A 23,582-nucleotide genomic window follows, 5' to 3' on the forward strand; every position below is an offset into this window, starting at 1 on the left:
ATATCCTGCTGAAAGCGGACAAGATGAGCATGGCCAACAGCCTGGAACTGCGGGTGCCCTTTTTGGACAAAGAGGTGTTTGCAGTGGCAAGCCAGATTCCGGTGGAATACCGTGCCAATGCCATGAACACCAAGATTGCCATGCGTGGTGCAGCCGGCCGGAGCATTCCGGAAAAAACAGCCGATAAAAAGAAGCTGGGCTTCCCGGTGCCGGTGCGTGCCTGGCTGCGGGAGGAACAGTATGCTCAGGTGGTGCGCAAGGCCTTTACCAGCCCGGCAGCACAGGAGTTTTTCAACACCAAGGAGCTGCTGAAGATGCTGGACCAGCATGTGAGCGAAAAGCGGGACAACTGGCGGCAGATTTGGTGCGTGTTCATGTTCCTGACCTGGTACGAGGAATACTTTGTAAAACGCTGAACAGCCAGCACACCCCGGCGGCCCCGTGCACCATTGGCCCGGCGGCTGCATACACAGGAAAAGATACATTCATAACGATTCCGTAATAAAAAGAAAGGAGAAATCCTTTATGAAACTGAAGGAACTGCTGGAAGGTCTTTCTTATGAATTGATTCAGGGCAGCCTGGATACCCCGGTACAGGATATTGCCTACGACTCCCGCCGGGTATGCAAAGGCGGCGCCTTTGTGTGCATTCAGGGCACCAACCGGGACAGCCACGACTATGCCCAGGATGTGGTGGAACAGGCAGGTGCCAGCGTGGTGATTATCCAGCATAAGCTGGAGAAGCTGCCCGCAGGGGCTACCGTGGTACAGGTGCAGTCCAGCCGTCAGGCCCTGGCCATTATGTCCTGCAACTACTTTGGAAATCCGGCCAAAAAGCTTACCACCATCGGCGTAACCGGTACCAAGGGAAAAACCACCACCGCCCATATGATTCAGAGCGTATTGAATGCCGCAGGCCGTAAATGCGCCATTGTGGGAACCAACGGTGTGGCTTACCCCGGTTACAGCAAGGCCCTGATTAACACCACCCCCGAAAGTTACGAGCTGCAAAAGCTGTTTGCCCAGATGGTGGAAGCAGGCTGCGACAGCGTGGTGATGGAGGTTTCCAGCCAGGGCTTGATGATGGACCGTGTAACCGGTATTCATTTTAATCTGGGTGTGTTTACCAACCTATACCCGGACCACATTGGCGGCCCCGGCGAGCACGCCAGCTTTGAGGAGTACCGGGCCTGGAAGGGCCAGCTGTTCCGCCGCTGCGATGTGGGCATTGTGAATGTGGACGACAAAAACTGCAACACCCTGCTGGCGGGCCACACCTGCCGGCTGGTGAGCTACGGCATGAACAGCCAGGCCGATTATATGGCCAGCGGGCTGGAACTGCTGCACCAGCAAAACTTTTTGGGCATTCGCTACCAGCTCAGCGGCCGCAAGCAGATGCAGGTAGAGGTAAATATGCCCGGCGAGTTTAGCGTGTACAACAGCCTGGCCGCAGCGGCGGTGGCCTTTGAGCTGGGACTGCCCCAGCAGGCGGTGGCAGATGGCCTGCGCACGGTCAGCGTAAAGGGCCGTGTGGAATTGGTACCGGTAAGCAAGGAGTTTACAGTACTGATTGACTTTGCCCACAACGAAGCAGCCACCGAAAACCTGCTCACCACCCTGCGGGCCTACCAGCCTGGCCGGTTGGTGGTGCTGTTTGGCTGCGGCGGCGAGCGCAGCCGTCTGCGCCGGTACGGCATGGGCGAGGTGGCCAGCCAGAAGGCGGACTTTTTGATTTTGACCGAGGACAACAACCGTTTTGAGCCAATCCAGAACATTCTGGCGGATATCAAGGAGGGCATTGCCCAGGGGAATGCCCAGGTGCCCTATGTGGAGATTTACGACCGCTTGGATGCCATCCACTATGCGCTGGACAACGCCCGCCCCGGTGATATGATTGCCATTATTGGCAAGGGACACGAGGCTTACCGGGACCGGAACGGAGAAAAAACCCCCTTCCTGGAGCGGGAGCTGATTTTGGATTATGCCAAGCAAAAGGGTTTCTGCTGAGTTTTGCTAAAATGCTGCATCCGACGGGGGAAACCATGCCTGGCGGGTGCAGTCAGGAAAGAAGTGAGAAATAAGTATGCCGATTATCGGGATTGATTTGGGAACGACCAACAGCCTGGCCGCCGTCTGGAGAGAAGGACGCAGCCAGCTGATTCCCAATGCATTTGGTGAATACCTGACCCCTAGCGTAGTAAGTCTGGACGAGGACGGAACAGTGCTGGTGGGGAAATCTGCCAGAGAACGGCTGATTTCCCACCCGCACCGCACCGCAGGGTCCTTTAAGCGGTCTATGGGCACCGACCGCCGGTTTGTGCTGGGGGATACCGCCTTTAGCCCGGAGGAGCTTTCTGCCCTGGTGCTGCGCCGCCTGAAAGAGGATGCAGAGGCTTTTTTGGGCCAGCCGGTGGAGGAGGCAGTGGTGAGCGTGCCCGCCTACTTTAACGATGCCCAGCGTGCCGCCACCAAGCGTGCGGGATTGCTGGCGGGCTTGAAGGTAGACCGGCTGATTAACGAGCCCAGCGCCGCTGCACTGGCCTGTTACGACCCCCACCAGGGAGATGCCACCTTTTTGGTGTACGATTTTGGCGGCGGCACCCTGGATGTTTCGGTGGTGGACTGCTTTGAAAATGTGGTGAACATCCTGGCGGTGAGCGGTGACAATGCCCTGGGCGGAAACGATTTTGACCAGGCCATTGCCCGGATGTACTGCCAGAAAAATCATCTGGATTTTGAGGCACTTTCGCCGGAACAGAAGGCCATTTTGCTGCGCCAGGCTGAGCAGTGCAAGCAGACCTTGAGCGAATCGCCGGTGGCGGTGATGGTGCTGGAGATGGAGGGGCTGAAAGGCTCCATGACCCTGACCGGCCAGCAGCTGATTGAGGGAGCAAAAACCCTGTTTGGCCGGATGCGCACGCCGCTGCTGCGGGCACTTAAGGACAGTGACCTGGCACTGGAGGAGATTGAGGCGGTGGTACCGGTGGGCGGCAGCTGCAAGATGCCGGTGGTACGGCAGTACCTGAACCATCTGCTGGGCCAGAAGCTGGCCAATCCCGGCAGCCCGGATACCGTGGTGGCCCTGGGGGCAGGGCTGTACGCAGCCATGAAGGAGCGGGTGGAGGATTTGCGGGAGATGGTGCTTACCGACATCTGCCCCTTTACCTTGGGCGTGGGAATCCACAACCCGGCCCAGGAGGATAACCTGCTCATGAGCCCCATCATTGAACGGAACAGCGCACTGCCCACCAGCAAGGTGGAACAGTACTACACGGTTTCGGACAATCAGAGCCAGCTGCGCATTCAGGTATTCCAGGGCGAAAGCCTGTACTGCGAGGAAAACAAAAAGCTGGGTGAGCTGAATCTGCCGGTGCCCGAAGGCCCGGCGGGCCAGGAGGGGGCCGCTGTTCGGTTTACTTACGACATCAACGGTATTTTGGAGGTGGAGGCCACCAGCCTGACCACCGGCCAGTCCATCAATACCCTGCTGGTGGGCGAGGGAAGCGGCTTGACGGAGCAGCAGGCCCGCCAGCGGATGGAACAGCTGCAGGCGTTGAAAATCCACCCCAGAGACCGGGAGGAAAACCGGCTGCTGCTGGCCAAGGCCCAGCGGCTTTGGGAGGAAGCACTGGGAGAAGAGCGGCTGGTGATTGGCCGCATTGCCCAAGGTTTTGGCGAGGCTCTGGCCAGCCAGGAGCAGGGGCGAATCCTGCGTGCAAGAGCCAAGGTGAAAGAGCTGCTGGAACGCCTGGAGGAGGGTCTTTCGCTGGAAGGGCTGCTCTATTCTGACCAGCTGGACGACGAAGACGATGAGGATAACCAGGATTACGACGACCAGGATGGAGATCAGGACGAATGAGTATCTGGGAGATACTGGGGATAGAGCCTACCAACGATAAGGCGGCAATCCGCCATGCCTACGCGGAAAAAACCCGAACCTGCCACCCGGAGGAAAATCCGGAAGGATTTGATACGCTGCACAAGGCTTTTTTGCAGGCCATGCAGTATGCCCGGCGCAATGCAGGGGCGGTGATGCCCCAAGGGCCAGCGGTGCCGCCCCCAGGGGAGGAACAGCCTGTGGCCCAGCCTTCGGCCACGGTGCAGCCTGCCTATGGGCCGCAGGCCCGCCAGCAGTGGCTGGAGGATTTGCACCGTGTGCGCTGCCAGCGCATGGAAGAAGAAAAACTGATTGTGGAGGAGTATTTCAGCCAGACCCATCGGCACCGGAGAAAATCCATCCAACTGGGTGGGGGCCAGCAGGATGCCCAGGCTCAGCAGTTTGACTTCGATTCGTTGGATCAACTGGAACTATCGGCCAATCCGCCAGCTTGGAGTGAACCGGAGCCGGAAGTGGATTTTCGGGCCCCTGTTACCTACGAGCAGATGGCATGGATCAACCAGCCTGCACCGGTGGACTTTCTGCCCAAAAGTGCCGCAGGTTCGCCATCGGACTGCCCGCCTTCCCAGCAGACAGAGATCAAAACGCCCACTGGCAGACGAGAGAAGCCACGAGGCAACGGGCAAAGGACATCCGTTCTGCGGGGGATGGCTCAGCCCCAAAGGCAGCTGCTGTATGTGCTGTTGTTGGCAGTGCTGCTGTTTTGCGCCGGAAGGTATGGAGCGGGCTTGGCTGTGGGTGCGGTGGCGGCCTTTTTGTATACCAGCCGGAAATCTCCCGCAAAAAAATGGGGGAAATCCCTTGCCCTATGGGGACTGCTTAGCCTTCTGCTGCCGGTTTTAAGTGTGCTGGCGGCAGCGGTGGTTACTGGGCTGCGGAGCGAAAGCCACACGGCATACACCTTGATGCATCAGCTGCTTATAAGCCTTGCCATTGGCCCGGCCGGTTTGGTGGGCGTGTTGGTTGCGCACTATGGCAGCCGGTCCCGGAACTAACAAATTCCATTCATAAAAATGACCCAGGTCATGAGGTGCCAATTTGAAGGCGAACCCATGGAGTTTTGGGTATATTTGCCCCCTTCCGTTTCATACAGATTAGAAACGGGAGGGGGCGATTTTTGTGATACAAGCCAAACCACAGGCGGCCCAGGAGCGGGGGATGAAACTCAGAACCCGGCTGCTGGCCGCTTTTTTTTCCACAGTCTGCCTGGGTGGGCTGGTGCTGCGTTTGTGGCAGATTCAGATTACCGACCACAGCTTTTATGCCGAAAAAGCAGCGGGTCAACAGCTGCGGGATACAGTGGTACCGGCAGCACGAGGGGACATTCTGGATGCAATGGGCCGGCCGCTGGCGGTTTCGGCCAGTTGCTGGACAGTGCGGGCGGTACCCCGTGAGATGGCCGACGAGCATGTAGGCCCTGCCAGTGCTGCCCTTGCGGAGATTTTGGGCCTGGAGGAAAGCCAGGTGTTTGAAAAGCTCAACGACCGAACCAGCAACGACAAGCTGCTGCGCCGCCGGATTGACCGGGAAACGGCGGATGCCGTGCAGAATGCCTGCTGGGAGAATGGCTGGGAGGGAATTCTGATTTTGGAGGACACCAAGCGTTGGTACCCGGAGGGCAATTTTGCTGCCAGCGTTCTGGGCTTTACCAATGTGGATAACCTGGGCGTAGCGGGCCTGGAATTGAAATACGACGAGCAGCTGACGGGCCAAACTGGCTTGGTGCTTAGTGCCAAAAATGCCTGGGGCTACACCATGCCCACCGATTATGATACCTATGTGGCACCGGTGCAGGGCAATACCTTGCATCTTACCCTGGATGCTACGGTACAGCATTACCTGGAAACCGGCCTTTCCTATGCGGTACAGGAGCACAATGTAACGGCCAGAGGAGTGGGGATTGTGATGGAGGTGGACACCGGGCGTATTTTGGCGATTTCCACCAAGCCGGACTATGACCCAAACGAGCCCCGTGTGCTGGCGGATGAAGCCCAGCGGCAGTGGGTGGAGAGCTTGGAGGGCGAGGAGCAGACCCAGGCCAGACAGCTGGCCCAGCAAACCCAATGGCGCAACAAGGCCATCAGTGATTTGTATGAGCCGGGGTCGGTATTCAAGCTGATTACAGCGGCTGCTGCTTTGGATGCGGGAGTTGTGACCGAGCAGAGCAGTTTTTACTGCGGCAAATCCTACAAGGTGGCGGGCATTGCCTTCCACTGTGCCAACCACAAAGTCCATGGGCCCCAAAACCTGGCCCAGGCACTGCAAAACAGCTGCAACCAGAGTTTTATTCAGATTGGCCAGCTGCTGGGCAAGCAGGCGTTTTGCGATTATTTCGAGGCATTTGGCCTGCGCAGTGCCACCGGCATTGACCTGCCAGCAGAACCAAAACGGAGTGAGTTTTACACGGCCGACCGGATGGGGCCGGTGGAGCTGGCAAGCTGTGCCTTTGGCCAGTCCAACAAAATTACCCCCATCCAGATGATTACCGCTGTGAGTGCCATTGTGAATGGAGGAAAGCTGATGCAGCCCTATGTGGTGGAGCGCATTACCGATGCGGAAGGGGACCTGGTAAGCCAGACCACCCCCACGGTAAAGGCCCAGGTAATTACCCCTCAAACCAGCGAGATTATGCGCCGGATGATGGAAAGCGTGGTGCAGCTGGGCGGCGGTAAAAATGCCTATGTGGCAGGGTACCGGGTGGGCGGTAAGTCCGGAACCAGCCAAAAGCTGGACTCTGAGGACGAGAAGGCTCGTATTGCCAGCTTTGTGGGGGTAGCCCCCATGGATGACCCTAAAATTGCGGTGCTGATTATTTTGGACGAACCGCATAGCTTTAGCAACGGCGGTGGTGCCTTGGCTGCGCCGGTGGTGGCCCAGGTACTGGAGGACACCCTGGAATACTATGGGGTAGAGCGGCAGTACACCCAGGAAGAGGAGGAAGCCCGCCTGGCACAGCTGCCGGATGTAGCTGAAAAACCGGCCGAAAAGGCGGTGGAGCAGTTGCAGCAGGCTGGCTTTGCAGCCAAGGTTGTGGGGGATGGCCAATCGGTGGTAAGTCAGTATCCTCAAGCAGAGCAGACCATGCCCAGGGGTTCCACCGTGCTGCTTTATACCGAAGAAGGGCAGGAAAGCCTGCCCACCGTAGTGCCTGCCATCACCGGCCAGACGCTGGAGGAGGCCCGCCAAACACTGTTGCAGGCGGGGCTGAACCTGCGCACCAGCGGCCCTGCCGGTCAGGATGGGGCAGTGGTGATTGCCCAGAGTCTGCCGCAAGGCCAAAGTACCCAGCAGGGCGATCTGGTGCGGGCGGTGTTTGCAGTGGAGAATCTGCCGGAGGACGCAGATGCACTGGCAGACCAGACCGGAGATTAAACCAGCACCCAAAAGCCGATACTCTGCCAAAAAGGGGGCGATTGACCATGAAACAAACAAGCAAAGCCAGACCCCGGGCCCAGGACCGGCAGCCCACAGGGTGGAAAGCCTGGCTTGGGGGCAAGCAGCAGCCAATGGATCTGCCTTTTTTGGTGTTGGTGCTTACCCTGGTGGGATTTGGTTTGGTGATGCTTTGCAGCGCCAGCTATGCGGTGGCACTGTACCGCCGCAGCGATGCCTATGCCTATATCCGGCCCCAGCTGCTGTTTGCAGCGGTGGGGATTACGGCCATGTATCTGGCCAGCAGGGTGGACTATCACATTTACCACAAGCTGGCTTTTCCGGTATTGGGAATTTCTATGGTGCTGCTGGTGATTGTGCTGTTTATGCCGGAATACAACGGCTGCAAACGCTGGATTGTGCTGCCTGGGCTGGGCACCCTGCAACCAAGTGAAATTGCCAAATTTGCAGTGATTTTGACTTTCAGTCATATTATTTCGCTGAATCACCGCAAGATGCAGTCCTTTGGGGTGGGGGTGCTGCCCTTTGCGGTGATTTTGGGCGGTATGGCAGTGCTTATGCTGCTGGAGCCGCATCTTTCGGGCACCATGCTGCTGCTGGGCATTGGCGGTGTGCTGATGTTTGTGGGCGGCACCGGTTTACGCTGGTTTGCACTGGCGGGCGGCGGTGCGCTGACTGCCATTGCCGCTGCGCTGATCTGCCTGCCGGACCTTGTGCCCTATGCCACCGACCGGCTGGCCAGCTGGCTGGACCCCTTCTCGGACCCCTTGGGGGACGGACACCAGACCATTCAAAGCCTGTATGCCATCGGAAGCGGAGGTGCCACCGGCCTTGGTTTGGGCAACAGCCGCCAGAAATACCTGTATGTGCCGGAGCCGCAAAACGATTTTATTTTTTCCATTGTGTGCGAGGAACTGGGTTTTGTGGGGGCCTGTCTGGTAATCCTGCTGTTTGTTTTGCTGCTGCTGCGGGGTATGGTGATTGCCCTGCATTCCCCCGATAAATTTGGGGCACTGCTTACCGTGGGGTTTGTGGTGCAGGTGGTAATGCAGGCGGTGCTCAATATTGCGGTGGTTACCAACACAATTCCCAATACAGGAATCAGTTTGCCGTTTTTTTCTTCGGGAGGTACCAGTCTGATGATGCTGCTGGGAGAAATGGGCATTGTGCTCTCGGTAAGCCGGCAGGGAATCCAGCAAAAATATTAAAAAATAAAAATTTTATCCCATTGGCGGCTTTGATTTTGAACCAAAGCCGCCAAAACTGCATACATTGGGCCAGTTGGGGGCTTTCGTTACAGGCGGCCCCAGTCTTGAAAATGTGTGGAGGGGGACGATGTTCATGGGTGAGTATCTGAAAATCGTAGGGGGACGGCCGCTGTTTGGGAGAGTGCGGGTGCCCGCGGCTAAAAACAGCGTGCTGCCGCTGATGGCTGCCGCCATGATGTGCCAGGGCGAAACCGTGCTGCAGCAGGTGCCGGATCTGGCCGATGTACGCCAAAGCATGGCCATTTACGAGGCTCTGGGAGGCAGATGCAGCTGGCAGGGCAGCCGCCTGCGGCTGAAATTTACAGCGCAGCAGGGGGAAGGAGTTCTGCCCCAGGGCCCGGCCAGGGCGATGCGCAGTTCGGTGTTTTATCTGGCGCCGGCTCTGCACCGGTTTGGCAGGGTACAGACGGTACAGCCCGGCGGCTGCAACCTGGGGCCTCGCCCCATTGATATTCATCTGGAAGGGCTGGCCCGTATGGGTGCCCAGATTGAGTGGCAGGGGGAAACCCTGGTGCTTACCGCACCCAGAGGACTGCGGGGCACGGAATTTGTGCTGCGGCTGCCCAGTGTGGGGGCCACCGAAACCCTGCTGATGGCAGCAGTGCTGGCCAAGGGTGAAACGGTGCTGCGGGGAGCAGCCCGGGAGCCGGAAGTTGTGGACTTGGCAAACTATCTTACTGCCTGTGGTGCCTGGATTCAGGGGGCGGGCAGCTCGGTCATCCGAATCCGGGGTACGGCACAGCTGGAGGGCTGCAGCTACCAGCCCATTCCCGACCGTATCACCGCCGCTACACTGGCCGCCGGAGTGGCCAGCGCCGGGGGACACATTACCCTGGAAGGCTGCCCGGCGGATTTGCTGGAACCCACCCTCTGCATCCTGCAGCAGGCAGGCTGCGGTGTGCGCCGCAAGGAGGAGGGGGTTCAGGTGGAGCGCAGTGGTTCCCTCAAGGGAGTGGGGCGGCTGTACACCGGGGTATATCCCGGCTTTTCCACCGATGCAGCCCCGGTGGTAGCGGCGGCCTTGCTGACGGCAAAGGGCCAAAGCTCCATTGAGGACACGATTTTTGAAAATCGCTTTGCCTGCGGCGAGGAGTTTTGCAAACTGGGCGCCAAAGCCTGGCGGGAAGGCCGCAGGCTGGAGCTTGTGGGCGTGCCGGCGCTGACCGGTGCACCCATGCAGGCGGCGGATTTGCGGGGCGGGGCGGCCCTGGTGGTGGCGGCCCTGGCGGCACAGGGGGAAAGCCGGGTATTTGGGCTGGAACACATTCGCAGAGGATACAAGGACCTGCCCGGAACTTTGCAGGCGTTGGGGGCTAACATCACTTTGTGCACCCTGCCGGAGCAGGAGGAGCCAGACCAACTGTGAAAAAAGAGAAAAATCAAGAAAAAAACTGGGCAACCGGCTGAATGCACTCTTGAATTTAAGGCAAGAATCTGGTACTCTAGTGATAGCTGTATTTGTATAGTAGCGTACCTATACCTTCGTATTGAAACATAGATGGTTAAAAAAGCGTTTAGGGGGAAGTTTTACAATGTCTTTTATTCTCGATGAAGAGATGCTGAATATTACCAACATCAAGGTCATCGGCGTGGGCGGTGGCGGCGGCAACGCCGTGAACCGCATGGTGGAAGCCGGTCTTCAGGGTGTGGAGTTCATTGCGATGAACACCGACCAGCAGGCCCTGATTAAGAGCCATGCAACCCAGAAGGTGCAGCTTGGCAGCAAGCTGACCAAGGGCCGTGGCGCAGGCGCAGACCCTGAAATTGGCCAGCGTGCCGCTGAGGAAAGCAAGGATGAAATTGCCAGCGCACTGAAGGGTGCACAGATGGCTTTCATCACCGCCGGTATGGGCGGCGGTACCGGTACCGGTGCTGCTCCCGTGGTGGCAGAGGTTGCCCATGAGCTGGGCATTTTGACCGTGGGCATTGTTACCAAGCCCTTTGCCTTTGAGGGCCGCCGCAAGATGAGCCTGGCCGAGCAGGGCATTACCGCATTGCTGATGCATGTGGACAGCTTGATTGTAATCCCCAACGAGCGCCTGAAGCTGATCAGCCAGGAAAAAATCACCCTGATGAATGCCTTTGAGGCAGCAGATAATGTGCTGCGTCAGGGTGTGGAGAGTATCTCCAGCCTGATTAACATTCCCGCTTTCATTAACCTGGACTTTGCCGACGTGCGCAGCGTTATGAAGGATGCCGGCTACGCTCACATGGGCGTGGGCAGCGCAAAGGGTGCAGGCAAGGCCGAGAATGCAGCCAAGGCAGCAATCTCCAGCCCCCTGCTGGAAACCAGCATCTCCGGCGCACGGGGCGTGGTCATCAACATTACCTCCTCTCCGGATATTGGCCTGGAAGAAGTGGAGCAGGCATCCAGCCTGATTACCCAGTCTGCACATCCCGATGCAAACATCATCTGGGGTACTGCATTTGACGAGAGCATGTCCGACGAGCTGCGTGTGACCGTTGTGGCCACCGGTTTTGAGAATGTGGGCTCCAATGTGCCGGTGCCGGAGCGTGCTGCTCCTGCGGCTTCCAGCGTGCCTTCCGCTGTGTTCAGCGAAGATACTGCCGCTGCTGCGCCTGCACAGCCCGCAGCAGCCCCCAGTGCTGCCGCACCTGCTGTTCCCAAGAGCACCGAGGATGATGACAGCTACTTTGAGTCCATCATGACCTTGCTGAGCAAGCGCAAGTAAGTGTGGCGTACAGGTGTGCGGAAGAACGCGGGCCTGTTTGAGGAAACAACGGCGGCCCTGCGGATGTACCCCGCAGGGCCGCTTTACCGTTTTGGTGTACGATTGGCAATACCACGACCATAAATGAAGGAGGGCCGGGCAGATGCCGGAAGAACACAAGGAAGGCGCATTCAAAACCACATTGTGGGGTGGTTTTAAAAAAGAGGATGTGCTGGCCTACATAGAGGAATTGACCAAAAAGGAGCTGGCGGAAAAACAGGCCCAGCAGGAGCGCTGCGAGAGCCTGCGCCAGGAGCTGAACGACCTGGAGTCTGACCGGCAGCTGCTGCTGGAAAAAACCAAGGAAGTGTGCGCAAAGCTTACACAGGAAGAAAAAAAGACCGCTCAGATGCAAGAGCAGCTGGCCCAGGCAGAGGAGCAGGCCAACAGTTACAAGACCCGCCTGTTTGCCAGAGAGCAGGAGGCGGTATTGCTGAAAGCGGATGTGCAGAACCTGCAAAGCCAGATGGAACTGCTGCAGCAGGAGCTGGAACGGGCTCGGACTGCGCTCAAGCAAGATGAGGAGCTGCGCCGCAGCTTTGAAAAGCAGATGGAGCAGGAGTATGCCCAAAAGCAAAAATCCCTGGAGGATGAGCTGCTGCAATCGGTTCGGATGCAGGAGCAGCGGCTGGAGATTCGCCAGCAGGAGCTGGACCGCAAAAAAGAGGCCCAGCGCCGCACCATGGAGCAGGAACGGCGCCAGGCTGCTCAGCGCATGAAGGCAGAGCAGGAGCAGATGCAGCGCAGTGCCCAGCAGGTGGCCATTACGGTACAGCAGCTGCGCCAGCAGCTGGCCCAGGTGGACGCTCAGATTCAGGCGGCGGCTCAAACCTTGCAGCAGGCCACCGGTACAGTGTACGACGCTTTGGGAGAAACCCAGCAGAGCCTGGAGCATTTGGGTGTACAGGCCCAGCGTTTTCCTCAAACGGTACCGGCTGCCCGCCACACGGCAAACAGTTGTGCCAAAGCTGCCCAAAAACCGCTGGCCCAGCCTCGCAAGTGCTTGAGCGAGAGTTTGCTGGAGCTGGTGGATCGGATGATGCAAAAATAATACCAGAGGGATTCTTTTCTTGCTTAAGCAAGAAAAGAATCCCTTTTTGTATGCGGCAGATGGACAGACAAGGCAAAGCGGCCTGGCTTATATGGGAATATAACAAAAACGCCTCTCTGCATCCAGCCGCAATGGCGGCAGATACAGAAAGGCGTTTTGTGTTTGATTGGGCCTTGTAAAAATCAGGTGTGCAGGCCGGTGCCTTTTTCCATCAGATAGGTGGCGGTAAGGTCTGCCAAATGCAGCTTGACAGCCAGAGGGTAAGCGTCGTACGCTTCACTGATGGCGCGGCAGCCACCACGCACAGCATCGTCAAAACCGCCCATGTGCCAGCGAATGGCTACCGCTTCGGCGGGTTTGAGCCGGATAAAGCGTTCAATCAGATAAACGCTTTTTTCGCCGTGACCATAGGGGAACTGGTCCTCAATGGTAAAGGTGGGGACCTTTTCCCACTGGCCGGTGGTTTCGTTTTTTACATTGCGGGTGCCGGGCTTGTAGTAATTGGCTTTGCACAAATCGTGCAGCAGGCCGCAGATTGCCATGCTTTCCCGGCAATCCTCCGGGTCGAAAAAGCGTTCCATCAAAGCGTGATAGACATTCAGGCTGTGCATCACAAGCCCTTGGGCGCAAGCTCCGTGGAAACGGGTGGAAGCAGGCGCTTCGAAGAAATCCGTTTTGTGCAGCCAGTCCAGCAGTTTATCCGCCCCAGGGCGGGTGACTTCCTGTTGCCAGATGGCGCAGAACTCCTCGTAGTAGCCCATTACAGCTCCAATTCTTCCAGAATGCCCTTCAGGATGGCCATTTCATCGTGGGTCAGGCTGATGCCTTTGCCCATCTTGGTGCCATCGGGAGACCAGTCCCGGATGTCGTACTTGGGTTCCCGGTCGTTCCAGCTGACCATGTTAAGCTGGCGCTCCCAGCCATTGGCACTCTGAGACAGTACTGCAATGCGTTCGGTGATTTCATATTTGAATTCTGCCATGAAACAATCCCTCTCTTTTGCTACAAATAGCCTGGCAGTTATTGCTTGCTCCAGGCTTGACAAGATTTATTCTATCGGATTGTAAGAGAGATTGCAAGGGGAACCGAAAAAGTTACAAAGGTGCAGAACAGCCTTCCCGCCGGGGCAGAAAAACCGTGGGCAGCTGAATCTGACCAGAGCAGGGGGGCGTGGGCACTTAGCCCTGGGGAAATTCCTCTTTACTTTTTAGCTTGTGGCGCACGGTTTCTCCATCCTCTACCCAGCCTTCCAGCAGGCTGGCCCGGGCTTTTGCCTGGGTATAGGCCAAATCGCCCTTTAAGCTGCCCTCTTTACGGGCCTGGGCGGCTTTGGCTGCGCTGGGGATGGCATTGAGTGGACTGGTGGTTTTGCCGGAAGAATGATTGCTTTGCATACAGATTCACCTCCTTGGTGGTAGCCTGTCCCTTTAGGGGGAGGATTATGCAGGGAAACCGTGGAGTGAAAATAAAAGGGGCAAACAGCAGATGGAGCCAGCAGAGAAAAGCCGGAGTATATAGACAGCAGGGGAAGAACAAGGCTGGAGGGAAGTGAACAAAACAAAAAGCCACCCGCCCAATGGACGGATGGCTTTGGTCGGAGTGACGGGATTCGAACCCACGGCTTCCTAGTCCCGAACCAGGCGCGCTACCAACTGCGCTACACCCCGAAGTAAAAAATAGCAGCAGCAAGGATGCTGCTGCTATTGAATGGTTGGAGAAGAAGGATTCGAACCCTCACAAACAGAGTCAGAGTCTGTCGTGCTACCCTTACACAATTCTCCATCAGTTGCTGTGTCAGTTCCCTGACGCTTAATTATTATAACCGACAAAAATCAGAATGTCAACACTTATTTTGAAATTTTTGGAGTTAAAATTTTAGGCTCTGGTAAGATGCTGCTGGAAAGGGAGGAAGGATGCAAATTACCGGCAGATGCAGCAAGGGAGAGATGAGCGGGAATAGAAAAGGATAGGGAGTAAGAGAAACGCTGGCTGGGGAAGTGAACAAAACAAAAAGCCACCCGCCCAATGGACGGATGGCTTTGGTCGGAGTGACGGGATTTGAACCCACGGCTTCCTAGTCCCGAACCAGGCGCGCTACCAACTGCGCTACACCCCGAAGTAAAAAATAGCAGCAGCAAGGATGCTGCTGCTATTTAATGGTTGGAGAAGAAGGATTCGAACCCTCACAAACAGAGTCAGAGTCTGTCGTGCTACCCTTACACAATTCTCCATCGGTTGCTGTGTCAGTTCCCTGACGCTTAGTTATTATAGCTGATAAAAAATGAAATGTCAACCCTTATTTTCAAAAAAATTATTTGCCGTTTTTTTACAGGCAAAGCAATTGACAAGTTGGCAACAATAGCGATATTCTAAAGGGCAGAAAGACCCCGAAATCTGGCAAACTGGCCAGTAGGGGCACAAACAGGGCGAGGGAGGTAGTTCTACCATGAAAAAGAGAATTGGAATTTTGACATCCGGCGGCGATTGCCCCGGTTTGAACGCAACCATCCGTGGTGCAGCCAAGGCGCTGTACCAGCGCATGGGTGACCAGGTGCAAATTATTGGCATCAGCGATGGATATTCCGGTTTAATCAATGGTGTATGGCGGGAGATGCATCCCAGCGAATTTTCCGGTATTCTTACCATGGGCGGCACCATTTTGGGCACCAAGCGCACCCCGTTTAAGCTGATGCGGGTGATTGGGGACGACAATGTGGACAAGGTTGCCGCCATGAAAAAGAACTATAAGGAGATGGGGCTGGATTGCCTGCTCTGCCTGGGCGGCAACGGCACCCATAAAACCGCCAATATGCTGGCGCAGGAAGGATTGAATGTAATCGGCCTGCCCAAAACCATTGACAACGATATTTATGGTACCGATGTGACCTTTGGGTTCCACACCGCTGTGGACATTGCCACCGAGGTCATCGACCGCATCCACACCACGGCCTCCAGCCATCGCCGCTGCATGGTTGTGGAAATTATGGGAAATAAGGCCGGCTGGCTGACTCTGTACTCCGGCGTGGCTGGCGGCGCGGATATTATTTTGATTCCCGAACATCCTTACAACATTGATACTGTATGTGCAGCAGTGGAAAAGCGTGCCTCCCAGGGGAAAAACTTTTCGATTTTGGCGGTGGCCGAGGGTGCTTTCGACACCGAGGAAGCCCGGATGAAGCGCAAGGAGCGGGCTGCCCACCGCAAGGAGCAGGGATACGGCAATGCAACCCAGCGCATTGCGGACCAAATTGAGCAGATGACCGGCTTTGAAACCCGTGTTTGCGTGCCCGGCCATATGCAGCGGGGCGGCTCGCCCTCTGCCTACGACCGTGTGCTGGCTACCCAGTTTGGTACCTATGCCGCCAAGCTGGTGGAGCAGGAGCACTACGGCGTGACCGTTGCCATGCGCAACAACCACCTGACCGCCAACGATTTGAGCGACATTGCAGGTAAGAGCCGCCTTGTGCCGGAGGACCACGGTATGCTGGATGTGGCCCGGCGGATGGGCATTAGCATGGGCTAAAGAAATTTTGACACAGCCATTGACGGCGGCGGCCGCCATGCGCTATAATGCATACTAATAAATGCGTTGAAAAAGAGGGCGCACAGCAAAGCCGTTTGAAAAAGAGAGCCGGGGGCAGGTGAAAGCCCGGCAAAGGGCGCTGGGCGTTGTCGCTTTTGAGCAGGCAGAGTGAACCATGGTTTAGTAGTTCTGCCCGGTTTGCCCCCGTTACGGGTACCGAGTGGCTGCCTGCGGGCGGCAATTTGGGTGGTACCGCGGTTTTGTAATGTACAAAGGCCGTCCCAAGTGTTTTTTAGCACCTGGGGCGGTCTTTTTTTGTCCCCAGGCGGAAGATTCATATGGAGGGAACGACATGAAAGAACTGGAAAAATTGTACGACCCTGCCCGTGTGGAAGATGACATTTATGCTTTTTGGCTGAATGGCGGCTACTTCCATACCAAGGCAGACAAGAACAAAAAGCCCTACACCATTGTGATGCCGCCGCCGAACGTAACCGGTCAGCTGCACATGGGCCATGCAATGGACGAGACCTGGCAGGATATTCTGATTCGTTTTAAGCGGATGCAGGGGTATGCAGCCCTGTGGGTGCCCGGCACCGACCATGCCTCCATTGCCACCGAAGCTAAGGTTGTGGCAAAGATGAAGGAGGAGGGCCTGACCAAGGAGGCCCTGGGCCGTGAGGGCTTTTTGGAGCGTGCCTGGGATTGGAAAAACCAGTACGGCAACCACATTGTTGGCCAGCTGAAAAAGCTGGGCTGCTCCTGCGACTGGGAGCGGGAACGCTTTACCATGGACGAGGGATGCAGCAAGGCTGTGCTGAAGGTATTCAAGGCTCTGTATGACAAGGACCTGATCTACCGGGGTGAGCGCATCATCAACTGGTGCCCCCACTGCAAAACCAGCATCTCTGATGCTGAGGTGGAATACGAGGATCAGGACGGCAGCTTCTGGCATCTGCGCTACCCCATTGCAGGCAGCGACGAGGTGCTGATTCTGGCCACCACCCGCCCCGAAACCATGCTGGGCGATACCGCTGTTGCCATCCATCCCGATGACGAGCGTTACAAGCACCTGCATGGCAAAAAGGTGCTGCTGCCCCTGCTGAACAAGGAAATCCCCATTGTAACCGATACCTATGTGGATATGGAGTTCGGCACCGGCGTGGTAAAAATCACCCCTGCCCATGACCCCAACGACTTTGAGGTAGGCCAGCGTCACAACCTGCCCATTGTGAAGGTAATGGACGACACCGCCCACATGACCGAGGATTGCGGCAAGTATGCAGGCATGGACCGTTACGAGGCCCGCAAGGCCATTGTGGCTGACCTGGAGGCCGGCGGCTACCTGGAGAAAATCGAGCCCCATCCCCACAATGTGGGTACCTGCTACCGCTGCGGTACCACCATTGAGCCCATGGTTTCCAAGCAGTGGTTTGTGCGGATGCTGCCCCTGGCCGGCCCGGCCATTGACGCTGTGCGGGATGGCCGCATCAAGTTTGTGCCGGAGCGTTTTGACAAGCAGTACTTCCACTGGATGGAAAACACCCGTGACTGGTGCATCAGCCGTCAGCTGTGGTGGGGCCACCGGATTCCGGCCTACTACTGCGACGCCTGCGGCCAGGTGCATGTGAGCGATGAGCCCATGACCACCTGCCCCAGCTGCGGCGCACCGGTGCGTCAGGATGAGGACACCCTGGACACCTGGTTCTCCAGTGCTCTGTGGCCCTTCAGCACCCTGGGCTGGCCCGAAAAGACCGAGGATCTGGAGTATTTCTACCCCACCAACACCCTGGTGACCGGTTACGACATCATTACCTTCTGGGTATCCCGCATGATTTTCTCTGCACTGGAATACACCCAGCAGATTCCCTTTGACACCGTGCTGATTCATGGCCTGGTGCGTGATGCTCAGGGCCGCAAGATGTCCAAGAGCCTGGGCAACGGCATTGACCCCCTGGAAATCATTGCACAGTACGGTGCCGACGCTCTGCGTCTGACCCTGGTTCTGGGTTCCACCCCTGGCAACGATATGCGCTTCTCCGATGAAAAAATCAAAGCAAGCCGTAACTTTGCCAACAAGCTGTGGAACGCTACCCGCTTTGTGATGATGAACCTGCCGGAGGACTTTGAGGCTGGCTTGCCTGCCGCAGAGCATCTGGATTTGAGCGACAAGTGGATTCTGTCCACCCTGAACAACCTGGCCCGCACCGTGACCGACAACCTGGATAAGTTTGAGCTGGGTCTGGCTGCTCAGAAGGTGCAGGACTTTATTTGGGAAGTTTACTGCGACTGGTACATTGAGATTGCCAAGGTTCGCCTGAACTCCACCGATGCTCAACAGGCTGATACCGCCCGCAAGGTTCTGGTGTATGTGCTCACCCAGGCGTTGAAGCTGCTGCATCCCTTCATGCCCTTCATCACCGAGGAAATCTACCGTGCCCTGCCTGGTACCGAGGAGACCATCATGACCCAGCAGTGGCCTCAGTTTACCGCCGAGCTGGATTTTGCCCAGGATGAGGCTGATTTTGCAAAGCTGATGGACTTTATTAAGGCTGTGCGTACCATCCGTGCAGACATGAATGTGCATCCTGCCAAGCGCACCAGCATGATCATCGAGACCAACGCCATGGAAGCCTTTGGCCATGGCGGAGAGTATCTGGCAAAGTTTGCCTTTGCCACCGATGTGAGCCTTACCGAAAAGTACACCGGCGAAACCACCGGTATGGTACAGGTTATCACCGACGCTGCCCGTGGCTTTATTCCCATGATGGAACTCATCGACCGGGAAAAGGAGCTGGCTCGTCTGAACAAGGAAAAGGAAGTGGCCGAAAAGGACATTGCTATGTTCCAGCGTCAGCTGAGCAATGAGGGCTTTGTGAACAAGGCTCCCGCACAGGTGGTTGAGGAGATCCGCCAGAAGCTGGCCCGTGCAACCGAGAAGCTGGCTCGTGTGGAGGAATCCATCGCCGCTTTGGGCTAAACAGCATTATGTTTTAATGAGAAAGGCAGGCTCCCGCCGTTTGGCAGGAGCCTGCCTTTTATTTTTGTGCTTTTGTTTCTGTGTGTTCAAAGTTACAGGGACTGGAGAAGATGCTGGCGGCCGCTGCGTGGAGTCTGTTTTTAGCAAAGTGAAGTGTTTTGTTCAAAACTACTACAAATCGGGTCTAAAATCCGGTATAATAGCCGATATAAAGGCGGCTCAATCCAATGCGAAAGAGCCGCACACAAAAGGAGGCGTTGGAGCAATGAAACAAAAGACCAGCCCATGGCTGATTTTATTCCGCATTGTGTTTACCTGCTGCTTGGTATACAGTGTGTTTTTTATCTTTAGCAATTCACTGGAAATTGCAGCAATTTCCAGTGACCGCAGCCAGCAGGTGCGGGAGTTGATTAACAAAGTTGCAGGGATGGTGGGCCTTGGGCCTTTTTCACTGTATACAATCCGAAAGCTGGCCCACTTTACCGAATTTATGATTATGGGCTTTTGGTTCATGCTTTGCTTGCGGGTGTACACCCGGCATTTTATACGCCATGTAAGCTGGCCTTTGTTTTTTGGTCTTGGCACCGCAGTAACCGACGAAACCATTCAGCTGTTTGTGGAGGGACGAGGTTCCAGCGTGAAGGATGTTTGGATTGATTTTTCCGGCTTTGTGGCAGGTTTGTTTGTAGCATTGTTTTTGCTCATGTTTGTACGGATGTGCGCTATTCTTTACAAGCACCGGAATGACAATCAGGGCCCGGCGGTTTCGGCTGTTGCTGGCTTGGAGCAGCAGCCAGCCCCACAGCCGGAGCCAGAAGTGCGGAAAAGATGGACATCACGCCAGGCAGAACTGACGGATGAACCAGGGCGAGCGACACAGAGCAGCCCGGCGATAAAGCAGCAACAGGAGGACGACTATGAAACACCCCTCACCTATTGAATGGCTGCAGCAGCTGCCCCGGCTGGGAGGGGCACCCGGTCTGGACCGGATGCGCCAGCTGATGCAGGCACTGGGCAACCCCCAGAAGGAATTGAAGGTGATTCACCTGGCCGGAACCAACGGCAAGGGAACCACGGCCACCTTGACCGCTAATATTCTGCGCTGCGCCGGATACAAAACCGGCCTGACCATTTCGCCCTATGTGCTGGAATTCAGGGAGCGTTTTCAAATCAATGGAGAAATGATTGATACGCAGGAGTTGGAACAGCTGGCACAGGAGGTGTATATTGCAGCCCAGAGCCTGCCCCAGCTTCCAGTGCAGTTTGAGGCTGTTACTGCCGTGGCGTTGCTCTGGTTTGCCCGCAGCCACTGTGATTTTGCGGTACTGGAAACCGGCCTAGGTGGTCGGTGGGATGCCACCAATGTGGTGGACAACACGCTGGTGGCAGCCATTTTACGCATTGACCTGGATCACACCCAGCTGCTGGGGGATACCCTGGGCCAGATTGCAGCGGAAAAGGCGGGCATCATTAAGCCGGGCTGCACCGTGGTGGAATACCCCTTGCAGGACCAGGAGGCCCAGCAGGAGATTGTGGCCGCCTGCATTCGCAACCAGGCAGAGTTGGTGCAGCCTCAGTTGGAGGACCTGGAACTTGAGGACACCCAGGGACGGTTGGAGTGTGTATTCAGCTATGGAGGCTACCGGGTGCATCTGCCTTTTTTAGGGGCGCATCAGGCTTGCAATGCTATGGTTGCCATTGAGATTGCCCTGGCCTTGTGGCGCAAGGGGTATGAAATTTCTGACCAGGCCATTCAAACAGGATTGGAAACCGCCCGACTGCCTGCCCGCATTGAGGTGCTGGGGCAAACGCCGCCCCTGCTGCTGGATGGATGCCACAACCCGGCGGGGGCAGCTGCTCTTGCTGGTACGCTGGAGCGTTATCTGGGCCGGCCCGTAGCTGGTGTGGTGGGGGTATTGGCGGACAAGGCAGTGGAGGAGATGGTGCGCTGCCTTGCCCCCTGCCTGAGCCGTGTGTATGCGGTAACACCCCACTGCCCCCGTGCTATGGAAGCAGAACAGCTGGCAGAGCTGATTGGCCGCATCCGTCCGGAACTGCCGGTTGAGGTTTGTTCTAGTCTGGAGCAGGCCATCAACAAGGGACGAGACTGCCCTGAGGGGTTGGTGGTGTGCGGCTCGCTCTATCTGGCCAGTGAGGCTCGCCCCTTACTGAAGAATTAGAAAAATATCGCACAATTGACGCCAAAAGCTTAGGGAGCGTGCCGGGAGAAAAAGCCCTGCATGACCAATTGCCTGGAATAACAGAGTGCAGCCTTGGAAGCGGCCACCGACCCACTGCGGCAAAATATGCAAAAAACATCTCGTATACTGGTGCAGGAAACCAGTGTACGGGATGTTTCTTTTTTTGCACAGAATACAAACAGGAAAGAAGGCGAAGCAATGGCAAAGGTGAGTTTCAGCGGTGCGCAGGAGTTACTGGCCGCTTATTTAAGCGGAGAAATCGACCATCATTCCGCCCAGGAGCTGCGTCAGTTGATTGATACGGAGATTGGAGCGAGAATGCCCGCCCAGCTGATTTTGGATTTTGGGGATGTAAGTTTTATGGATTCCTCCGGTGTGGGGCTGATTTTGGGGCGTGCCCGCAGAATGAAGGCACTGGACGGAACGGTTGTGGTGCAGCACACACCGCCTTCCATTCGGAAAATGCTGGATTTGGCTCAAATCCAATACGAATAAAAAAGGAGCGGGAATTATGAAGGCAATCAATATGATGAAGTTAAGTTTTTATTCCCGGAGTGTAAACGAGGGATTTGCGCGGGGAGCTCTGGCGGCATTTTTGGCTCAGGCGGATCCCACGGTGCCGGAACTGGCGGACATTAAAACCGCTGTAAGCGAGGCGGTAACAAACTGTATTGTTCATGCTTATCCCCGGCAGGTGGGAATGGTGTATCTCACTGCTGCATTGTATGAGGATGGAACCGCAAAAATTACCGTGGCGGATAAAGGCGTTGGTATGGAGGACATAAACAAAGCCATGGAACCCATGTACACCACCGGCGACCCAGAGGAACGGGCTGGTTTGGGGTTTGCGGTGATGCAGAGTTTTATGGACCAAATTAAGGTGAGCAGCAAGCCCGGCAAAGGCACTCGAGTGGTGATGCGTAAGCGTTTGCAGGCAAAGCAATGAGGCCTTTTCTTTACATATTAAAGAAAGGGGAGCGGTTATATGCCTGCAAAGTTAGGTCCGAGAGAGGAGTTTATTGAACAAAACCTTGGCCTGGTGCATGCCTGTGCAGGACGATTTCGAGGCAGGGGGCTGGAGTACGATGATTTATATTCTGCCGGGTGCATAGGACTGGTAAAAGCTTACGATGGGTTTGATGAGGAACGGGGAGTGCAGTTTTCTACCTATGCGGTGCCGGTGATTTTGGGAGAAATCAAAAAATTGTTTCGGGATGGAGGCACCGTAAAAGTAAGCCGTTCAGTAAAGGAGCTGGGGCTCAAGGTGAACCTGGCCCGGGAACAGTACCTGAAGCAAAACGGCACCGAACCCACCGTAGGCCAGCTGGCTCAGATGGTGGATGCAAAACCGGAACAGGTGGCTATGGCCATCCGGGCAAGCCAGCCTGCGTTGTCACTTACTCCGGCGGGAGAAGATGGTGCCAAGGAACTGGATATCTCGGTAGAATCTGCTGAGGAGGAACTGGCAGACCGTATTAGCCTGCAGGCGGTATTGGCAGCGTTGGAACCTCAGGACAGGCAGTTGATTTTTTTGCGTTTTTTTGGCGAAAAGACCCAAAGTGACACCGCCAAAATTTTGGGAACCACCCAGGTGCAGATTTCCCGGCGGGAACGAAAAATTCTGCAATGGATGCGCAGCCAGCTGCTGGAGGAAGGCGGGTGACAGGATGGGTGGAGGGATTGCTTTTAGAAAAGCGTTTAAAAAGCAGCCACTAAAAAGTTTGTCTATATAAATGAGCTGGAGTCGGAACGGTTTGTGCCGCAAAGTTTACAGCGTTGGAATTGCATTTGAGTTGCAGCAATTCAATTTGAATGTATTCAAGGAATGCCTGATTTTGCAGAAGCGGAATCAGGCATTCCACTGTTGCAAAAACCGAACAATGATAAAAAGGTGGTTTTGCGTTGGAATAGGGTGGGAGAGAGCGTTTACAAAACAATGGATTTAAATTTTGGGATGGCTTTTAGGGGATGAGGGCGGTACATTCCAGTTGTGATTTTTGAGGGATGGATTACGGCGGCAGATGCGGTTTTGTGTTGCTTGCTAGTTAATTAGGGCAGCAGAGTGCTGTATAACTTCAGACGATGGAGGGCATTAAAAGATGCTACGGTGAATTTTGATGTCATACACTGCCGGAGGCTGTTGGCATGCATTGCATGGTGCTAGCATACAGGTTGCATCCGATGCTGGTTTGTAAATGGAGGTGATTCTGCTATTGTTATAGCTGGGATTCTTATTACATATATAATTAAGTAATAACATATAAACTCTAAAAAAGACTTGTCTAAAATGAAAAGATGAAAGATTTATATTTTTTGAAAAAAGGTGTTGACTTATGGGGACGGAATGTGATATTATAACTGAGCCGCAGATAACGCGGTTGTCGCTGAAAAGCTGAATAAAAAATCTTGAAAAAGTACTTGACAAAGCACTAAAGACAAGATATAATAAACAAGCTATCTCGCAAGAGAAAAGCGACCAGGACCTTGAAAATTGAACAATATCAAGAAGCTTGAACGGAACCTTAATTGTGATGGA

Annotated in this window: 19 protein-coding genes, 4 tRNA genes and 1 other annotated feature; of the genes, 16 read left to right on the top strand and 7 right to left on the bottom strand. The window is 55.6% G+C overall.

The window, feature by feature from the left end:
- The 9 genes from ACH2EM_RS03205 to ACH2EM_RS03245 all read left to right on the top strand — a co-directional run.
- A partial coding sequence (locus ACH2EM_RS03205; protein WP_395150635.1) for an asparagine synthase-related protein occupies nt 1-416 on the top strand: 416 nt, incomplete at its 5' end.
- Between the two features lie 109 nt (nt 417-525).
- The gene (locus ACH2EM_RS03210) at nt 526-2,007 is read left to right on the top strand and encodes a UDP-N-acetylmuramoyl-L-alanyl-D-glutamate--2,6-diaminopimelate ligase (RefSeq protein WP_395150636.1); all 1,482 of its coding nucleotides are present in this window, start codon (nt 526-528) and stop codon (nt 2,005-2,007) included.
- 76 nt (nt 2,008-2,083) lie between these two features.
- Nucleotides 2,084-3,859 (top strand): Hsp70 family protein, encoded by a 1,776-nt coding sequence (locus tag ACH2EM_RS03215; RefSeq protein ID WP_395150637.1) that lies wholly within the window; start codon nt 2,084-2,086, stop codon nt 3,857-3,859.
- The gene (locus ACH2EM_RS03220; protein WP_395150638.1) at nt 3,856-4,893 is read left to right on the top strand and encodes a hypothetical protein; all 1,038 of its coding nucleotides are present in this window, start codon (nt 3,856-3,858) and stop codon (nt 4,891-4,893) included. Before ACH2EM_RS03215 ends, ACH2EM_RS03220 begins: the two co-directional genes overlap by 4 nt.
- 163 nt (nt 4,894-5,056) lie before the next feature.
- Nucleotides 5,057-7,270, top strand: a complete 2,214-nt coding sequence (locus ACH2EM_RS03225; protein WP_395150639.1) for a penicillin-binding transpeptidase domain-containing protein — start codon at nt 5,057-5,059, stop codon at nt 7,268-7,270.
- A 134-nt stretch (nt 7,271-7,404) separates the two neighbouring features.
- A complete protein-coding gene (locus ACH2EM_RS03230; RefSeq protein WP_395150655.1) occupies nt 7,405-8,499 on the top strand; it encodes an FtsW/RodA/SpoVE family cell cycle protein in 1,095 nt (364 codons plus the stop codon).
- A 133-nt stretch (nt 8,500-8,632) separates the two neighbouring features.
- Nucleotides 8,633-9,925: a UDP-N-acetylglucosamine 1-carboxyvinyltransferase gene (murA, locus tag ACH2EM_RS03235; protein ID WP_395150640.1), complete on the top strand. Its 1,293-nt coding sequence runs from the start codon at nt 8,633-8,635 to the stop codon at nt 9,923-9,925.
- A 166-nt stretch (nt 9,926-10,091) separates the two neighbouring features.
- Complete coding sequence (gene ftsZ, locus ACH2EM_RS03240) at nt 10,092-11,252, top strand: cell division protein FtsZ (RefSeq protein ID WP_395150641.1); 1,161 nt, start codon at nt 10,092-10,094, stop codon at nt 11,250-11,252.
- Nucleotides 11,253-11,394: 142 nt separating this feature from the next.
- Nucleotides 11,395-12,342 carry a hypothetical protein gene (locus ACH2EM_RS03245; RefSeq protein ID WP_395150642.1) on the top strand — a complete coding sequence of 316 codons (948 nt, stop codon included), beginning with the start codon at nt 11,395-11,397 and terminating at the stop codon, nt 12,340-12,342.
- Nucleotides 12,343-12,524: 182 nt separating this feature from the next.
- Here the strand turns inward: ACH2EM_RS03245 and ACH2EM_RS03250 are convergent, their stop codons facing one another.
- The 7 genes from ACH2EM_RS03250 to ACH2EM_RS03280 form a co-directional block, all read right to left on the bottom strand.
- Nucleotides 12,525-13,103, bottom strand: coding sequence for a hydrolase (locus ACH2EM_RS03250; protein ID WP_395150643.1), 579 nt, complete (start codon nt 13,101-13,103; stop codon nt 12,525-12,527).
- Nucleotides 13,103-13,324, bottom strand: a complete 222-nt coding sequence (locus ACH2EM_RS03255; protein WP_395150644.1) for a YdbC family protein — start codon at nt 13,322-13,324, stop codon at nt 13,103-13,105. Before ACH2EM_RS03255 ends, ACH2EM_RS03250 begins: the two co-directional genes overlap by 1 nt.
- Before the next feature lie 196 nt (nt 13,325-13,520).
- The gene (locus ACH2EM_RS03260) at nt 13,521-13,736 is read right to left on the bottom strand and encodes a hypothetical protein (protein WP_395150645.1); all 216 of its coding nucleotides are present in this window, start codon (nt 13,734-13,736) and stop codon (nt 13,521-13,523) included.
- Nucleotides 13,737-13,933: 197 nt separating this feature from the next.
- A tRNA-Pro gene (locus ACH2EM_RS03265) sits at nt 13,934-14,009 on the bottom strand.
- Between the two features lie 41 nt (nt 14,010-14,050).
- A tRNA-Gln gene (locus ACH2EM_RS03270) sits at nt 14,051-14,124 on the bottom strand.
- A 258-nt stretch (nt 14,125-14,382) separates the two neighbouring features.
- Nucleotides 14,383-14,458 (bottom strand) — tRNA-Pro (locus ACH2EM_RS03275).
- A 41-nt stretch (nt 14,459-14,499) separates the two neighbouring features.
- Nucleotides 14,500-14,573, bottom strand: a tRNA-Gln gene (locus ACH2EM_RS03280).
- Nucleotides 14,574-14,788: 215 nt separating this feature from the next.
- Here ACH2EM_RS03280 and ACH2EM_RS03285 point away from each other — a divergent pair.
- The 7 genes from ACH2EM_RS03285 (at nt 14,789) to ACH2EM_RS03315 (ending at nt 22,709) form a co-directional block, all read left to right on the top strand.
- Nucleotides 14,789-15,865 carry a 6-phosphofructokinase gene (locus tag ACH2EM_RS03285; RefSeq protein WP_395150646.1) on the top strand — a complete coding sequence of 359 codons (1,077 nt, stop codon included), beginning with the start codon at nt 14,789-14,791 and terminating at the stop codon, nt 15,863-15,865.
- 57 nt (nt 15,866-15,922) lie between these two features.
- Nucleotides 15,923-16,152 (top strand) — a binding site (T-box leader).
- A gap of 65 nt (nt 16,153-16,217) precedes the next feature.
- A complete protein-coding gene (locus tag ACH2EM_RS03290; protein ID WP_395150647.1) occupies nt 16,218-18,845 on the top strand; it encodes a valine--tRNA ligase in 2,628 nt (875 codons plus the stop codon).
- A 265-nt stretch (nt 18,846-19,110) separates the two neighbouring features.
- Nucleotides 19,111-19,785 carry a VanZ family protein gene (locus ACH2EM_RS03295; RefSeq protein ID WP_395150648.1) on the top strand — a complete coding sequence of 225 codons (675 nt, stop codon included), beginning with the start codon at nt 19,111-19,113 and terminating at the stop codon, nt 19,783-19,785.
- The gene (locus ACH2EM_RS03300; RefSeq protein ID WP_395150649.1) at nt 19,763-21,025 is read left to right on the top strand and encodes a bifunctional folylpolyglutamate synthase/dihydrofolate synthase; all 1,263 of its coding nucleotides are present in this window, start codon (nt 19,763-19,765) and stop codon (nt 21,023-21,025) included. The genes ACH2EM_RS03295 and ACH2EM_RS03300 overlap by 23 nt, the downstream gene beginning before the upstream one ends.
- A 219-nt stretch (nt 21,026-21,244) precedes the next feature.
- Complete coding sequence (locus tag ACH2EM_RS03305; protein ID WP_395150650.1) at nt 21,245-21,541, top strand: anti-sigma factor antagonist; 297 nt, start codon at nt 21,245-21,247, stop codon at nt 21,539-21,541.
- 16 nt (nt 21,542-21,557) lie between these two features.
- Nucleotides 21,558-21,992: an anti-sigma F factor gene (spoIIAB, locus tag ACH2EM_RS03310; protein WP_395150652.1), complete on the top strand. Its 435-nt coding sequence runs from the start codon at nt 21,558-21,560 to the stop codon at nt 21,990-21,992.
- A 39-nt stretch (nt 21,993-22,031) separates the two neighbouring features.
- Entirely contained in the window at nt 22,032-22,709 is a 678-nt protein-coding gene (locus ACH2EM_RS03315) for a sigma-70 family RNA polymerase sigma factor (RefSeq protein WP_395150654.1), read from the top strand.
- Nucleotides 22,710-23,582 lie beyond the last annotated feature (873 nt).

The organism is uncultured Allofournierella sp. (assembly GCA_944382705.1).
GTDB lineage: Bacteria > Bacillota > Clostridia > Oscillospirales > Ruminococcaceae > Allofournierella.

Bases quoted from the DNA above. Each gene is read 5' to 3' on its own strand.
- ACH2EM_RS03230 (WP_395150655.1), top strand. From the start codon at position 7,405: ATGGATCTGCCTTTTTTGGTGTTGGTGCTTACCCTGGTGGGATTTGGT.
- ACH2EM_RS03225 (WP_395150639.1), top strand. From the start codon at position 5,057: ATGAAACTCAGAACCCGGCTGCTGGCCGCTTTTTTTTCCACAGTCTGC.
- spoIIAB (WP_395150652.1), top strand. From the start codon at position 21,558: ATGAAGGCAATCAATATGATGAAGTTAAGTTTTTATTCCCGGAGTGTA.
- ACH2EM_RS03250 (WP_395150643.1), bottom strand. From the start codon at position 13,103: ATGGGCTACTACGAGGAGTTCTGCGCCATCTGGCAACAGGAAGTCACC.
- ACH2EM_RS03215 (WP_395150637.1), top strand. From the start codon at position 2,084: ATGCCGATTATCGGGATTGATTTGGGAACGACCAACAGCCTGGCCGCC.
- ACH2EM_RS03285 (WP_395150646.1), top strand. From the start codon at position 14,789: ATGAAAAAGAGAATTGGAATTTTGACATCCGGCGGCGATTGCCCCGGT.
- ACH2EM_RS03255 (WP_395150644.1), bottom strand. From the start codon at position 13,324: ATGGCAGAATTCAAATATGAAATCACCGAACGCATTGCAGTACTGTCT.
- ACH2EM_RS03220 (WP_395150638.1), top strand. From the start codon at position 3,856: ATGAGTATCTGGGAGATACTGGGGATAGAGCCTACCAACGATAAGGCG.
- ftsZ (WP_395150641.1), top strand. From the start codon at position 10,092: ATGTCTTTTATTCTCGATGAAGAGATGCTGAATATTACCAACATCAAG.
- ACH2EM_RS03260 (WP_395150645.1), bottom strand. From the start codon at position 13,736: ATGCAAAGCAATCATTCTTCCGGCAAAACCACCAGTCCACTCAATGCC.
- murA (WP_395150640.1), top strand. From the start codon at position 8,633: ATGGGTGAGTATCTGAAAATCGTAGGGGGACGGCCGCTGTTTGGGAGA.
- ACH2EM_RS03245 (WP_395150642.1), top strand. From the start codon at position 11,395: ATGCCGGAAGAACACAAGGAAGGCGCATTCAAAACCACATTGTGGGGT.
- ACH2EM_RS03305 (WP_395150650.1), top strand. From the start codon at position 21,245: ATGGCAAAGGTGAGTTTCAGCGGTGCGCAGGAGTTACTGGCCGCTTAT.
- ACH2EM_RS03290 (WP_395150647.1), top strand. From the start codon at position 16,218: ATGAAAGAACTGGAAAAATTGTACGACCCTGCCCGTGTGGAAGATGAC.
- ACH2EM_RS03300 (WP_395150649.1), top strand. From the start codon at position 19,763: ATGAAACACCCCTCACCTATTGAATGGCTGCAGCAGCTGCCCCGGCTG.
- ACH2EM_RS03210 (WP_395150636.1), top strand. From the start codon at position 526: ATGAAACTGAAGGAACTGCTGGAAGGTCTTTCTTATGAATTGATTCAG.
- ACH2EM_RS03315 (WP_395150654.1), top strand. From the start codon at position 22,032: ATGCCTGCAAAGTTAGGTCCGAGAGAGGAGTTTATTGAACAAAACCTT.
- ACH2EM_RS03295 (WP_395150648.1), top strand. From the start codon at position 19,111: ATGAAACAAAAGACCAGCCCATGGCTGATTTTATTCCGCATTGTGTTT.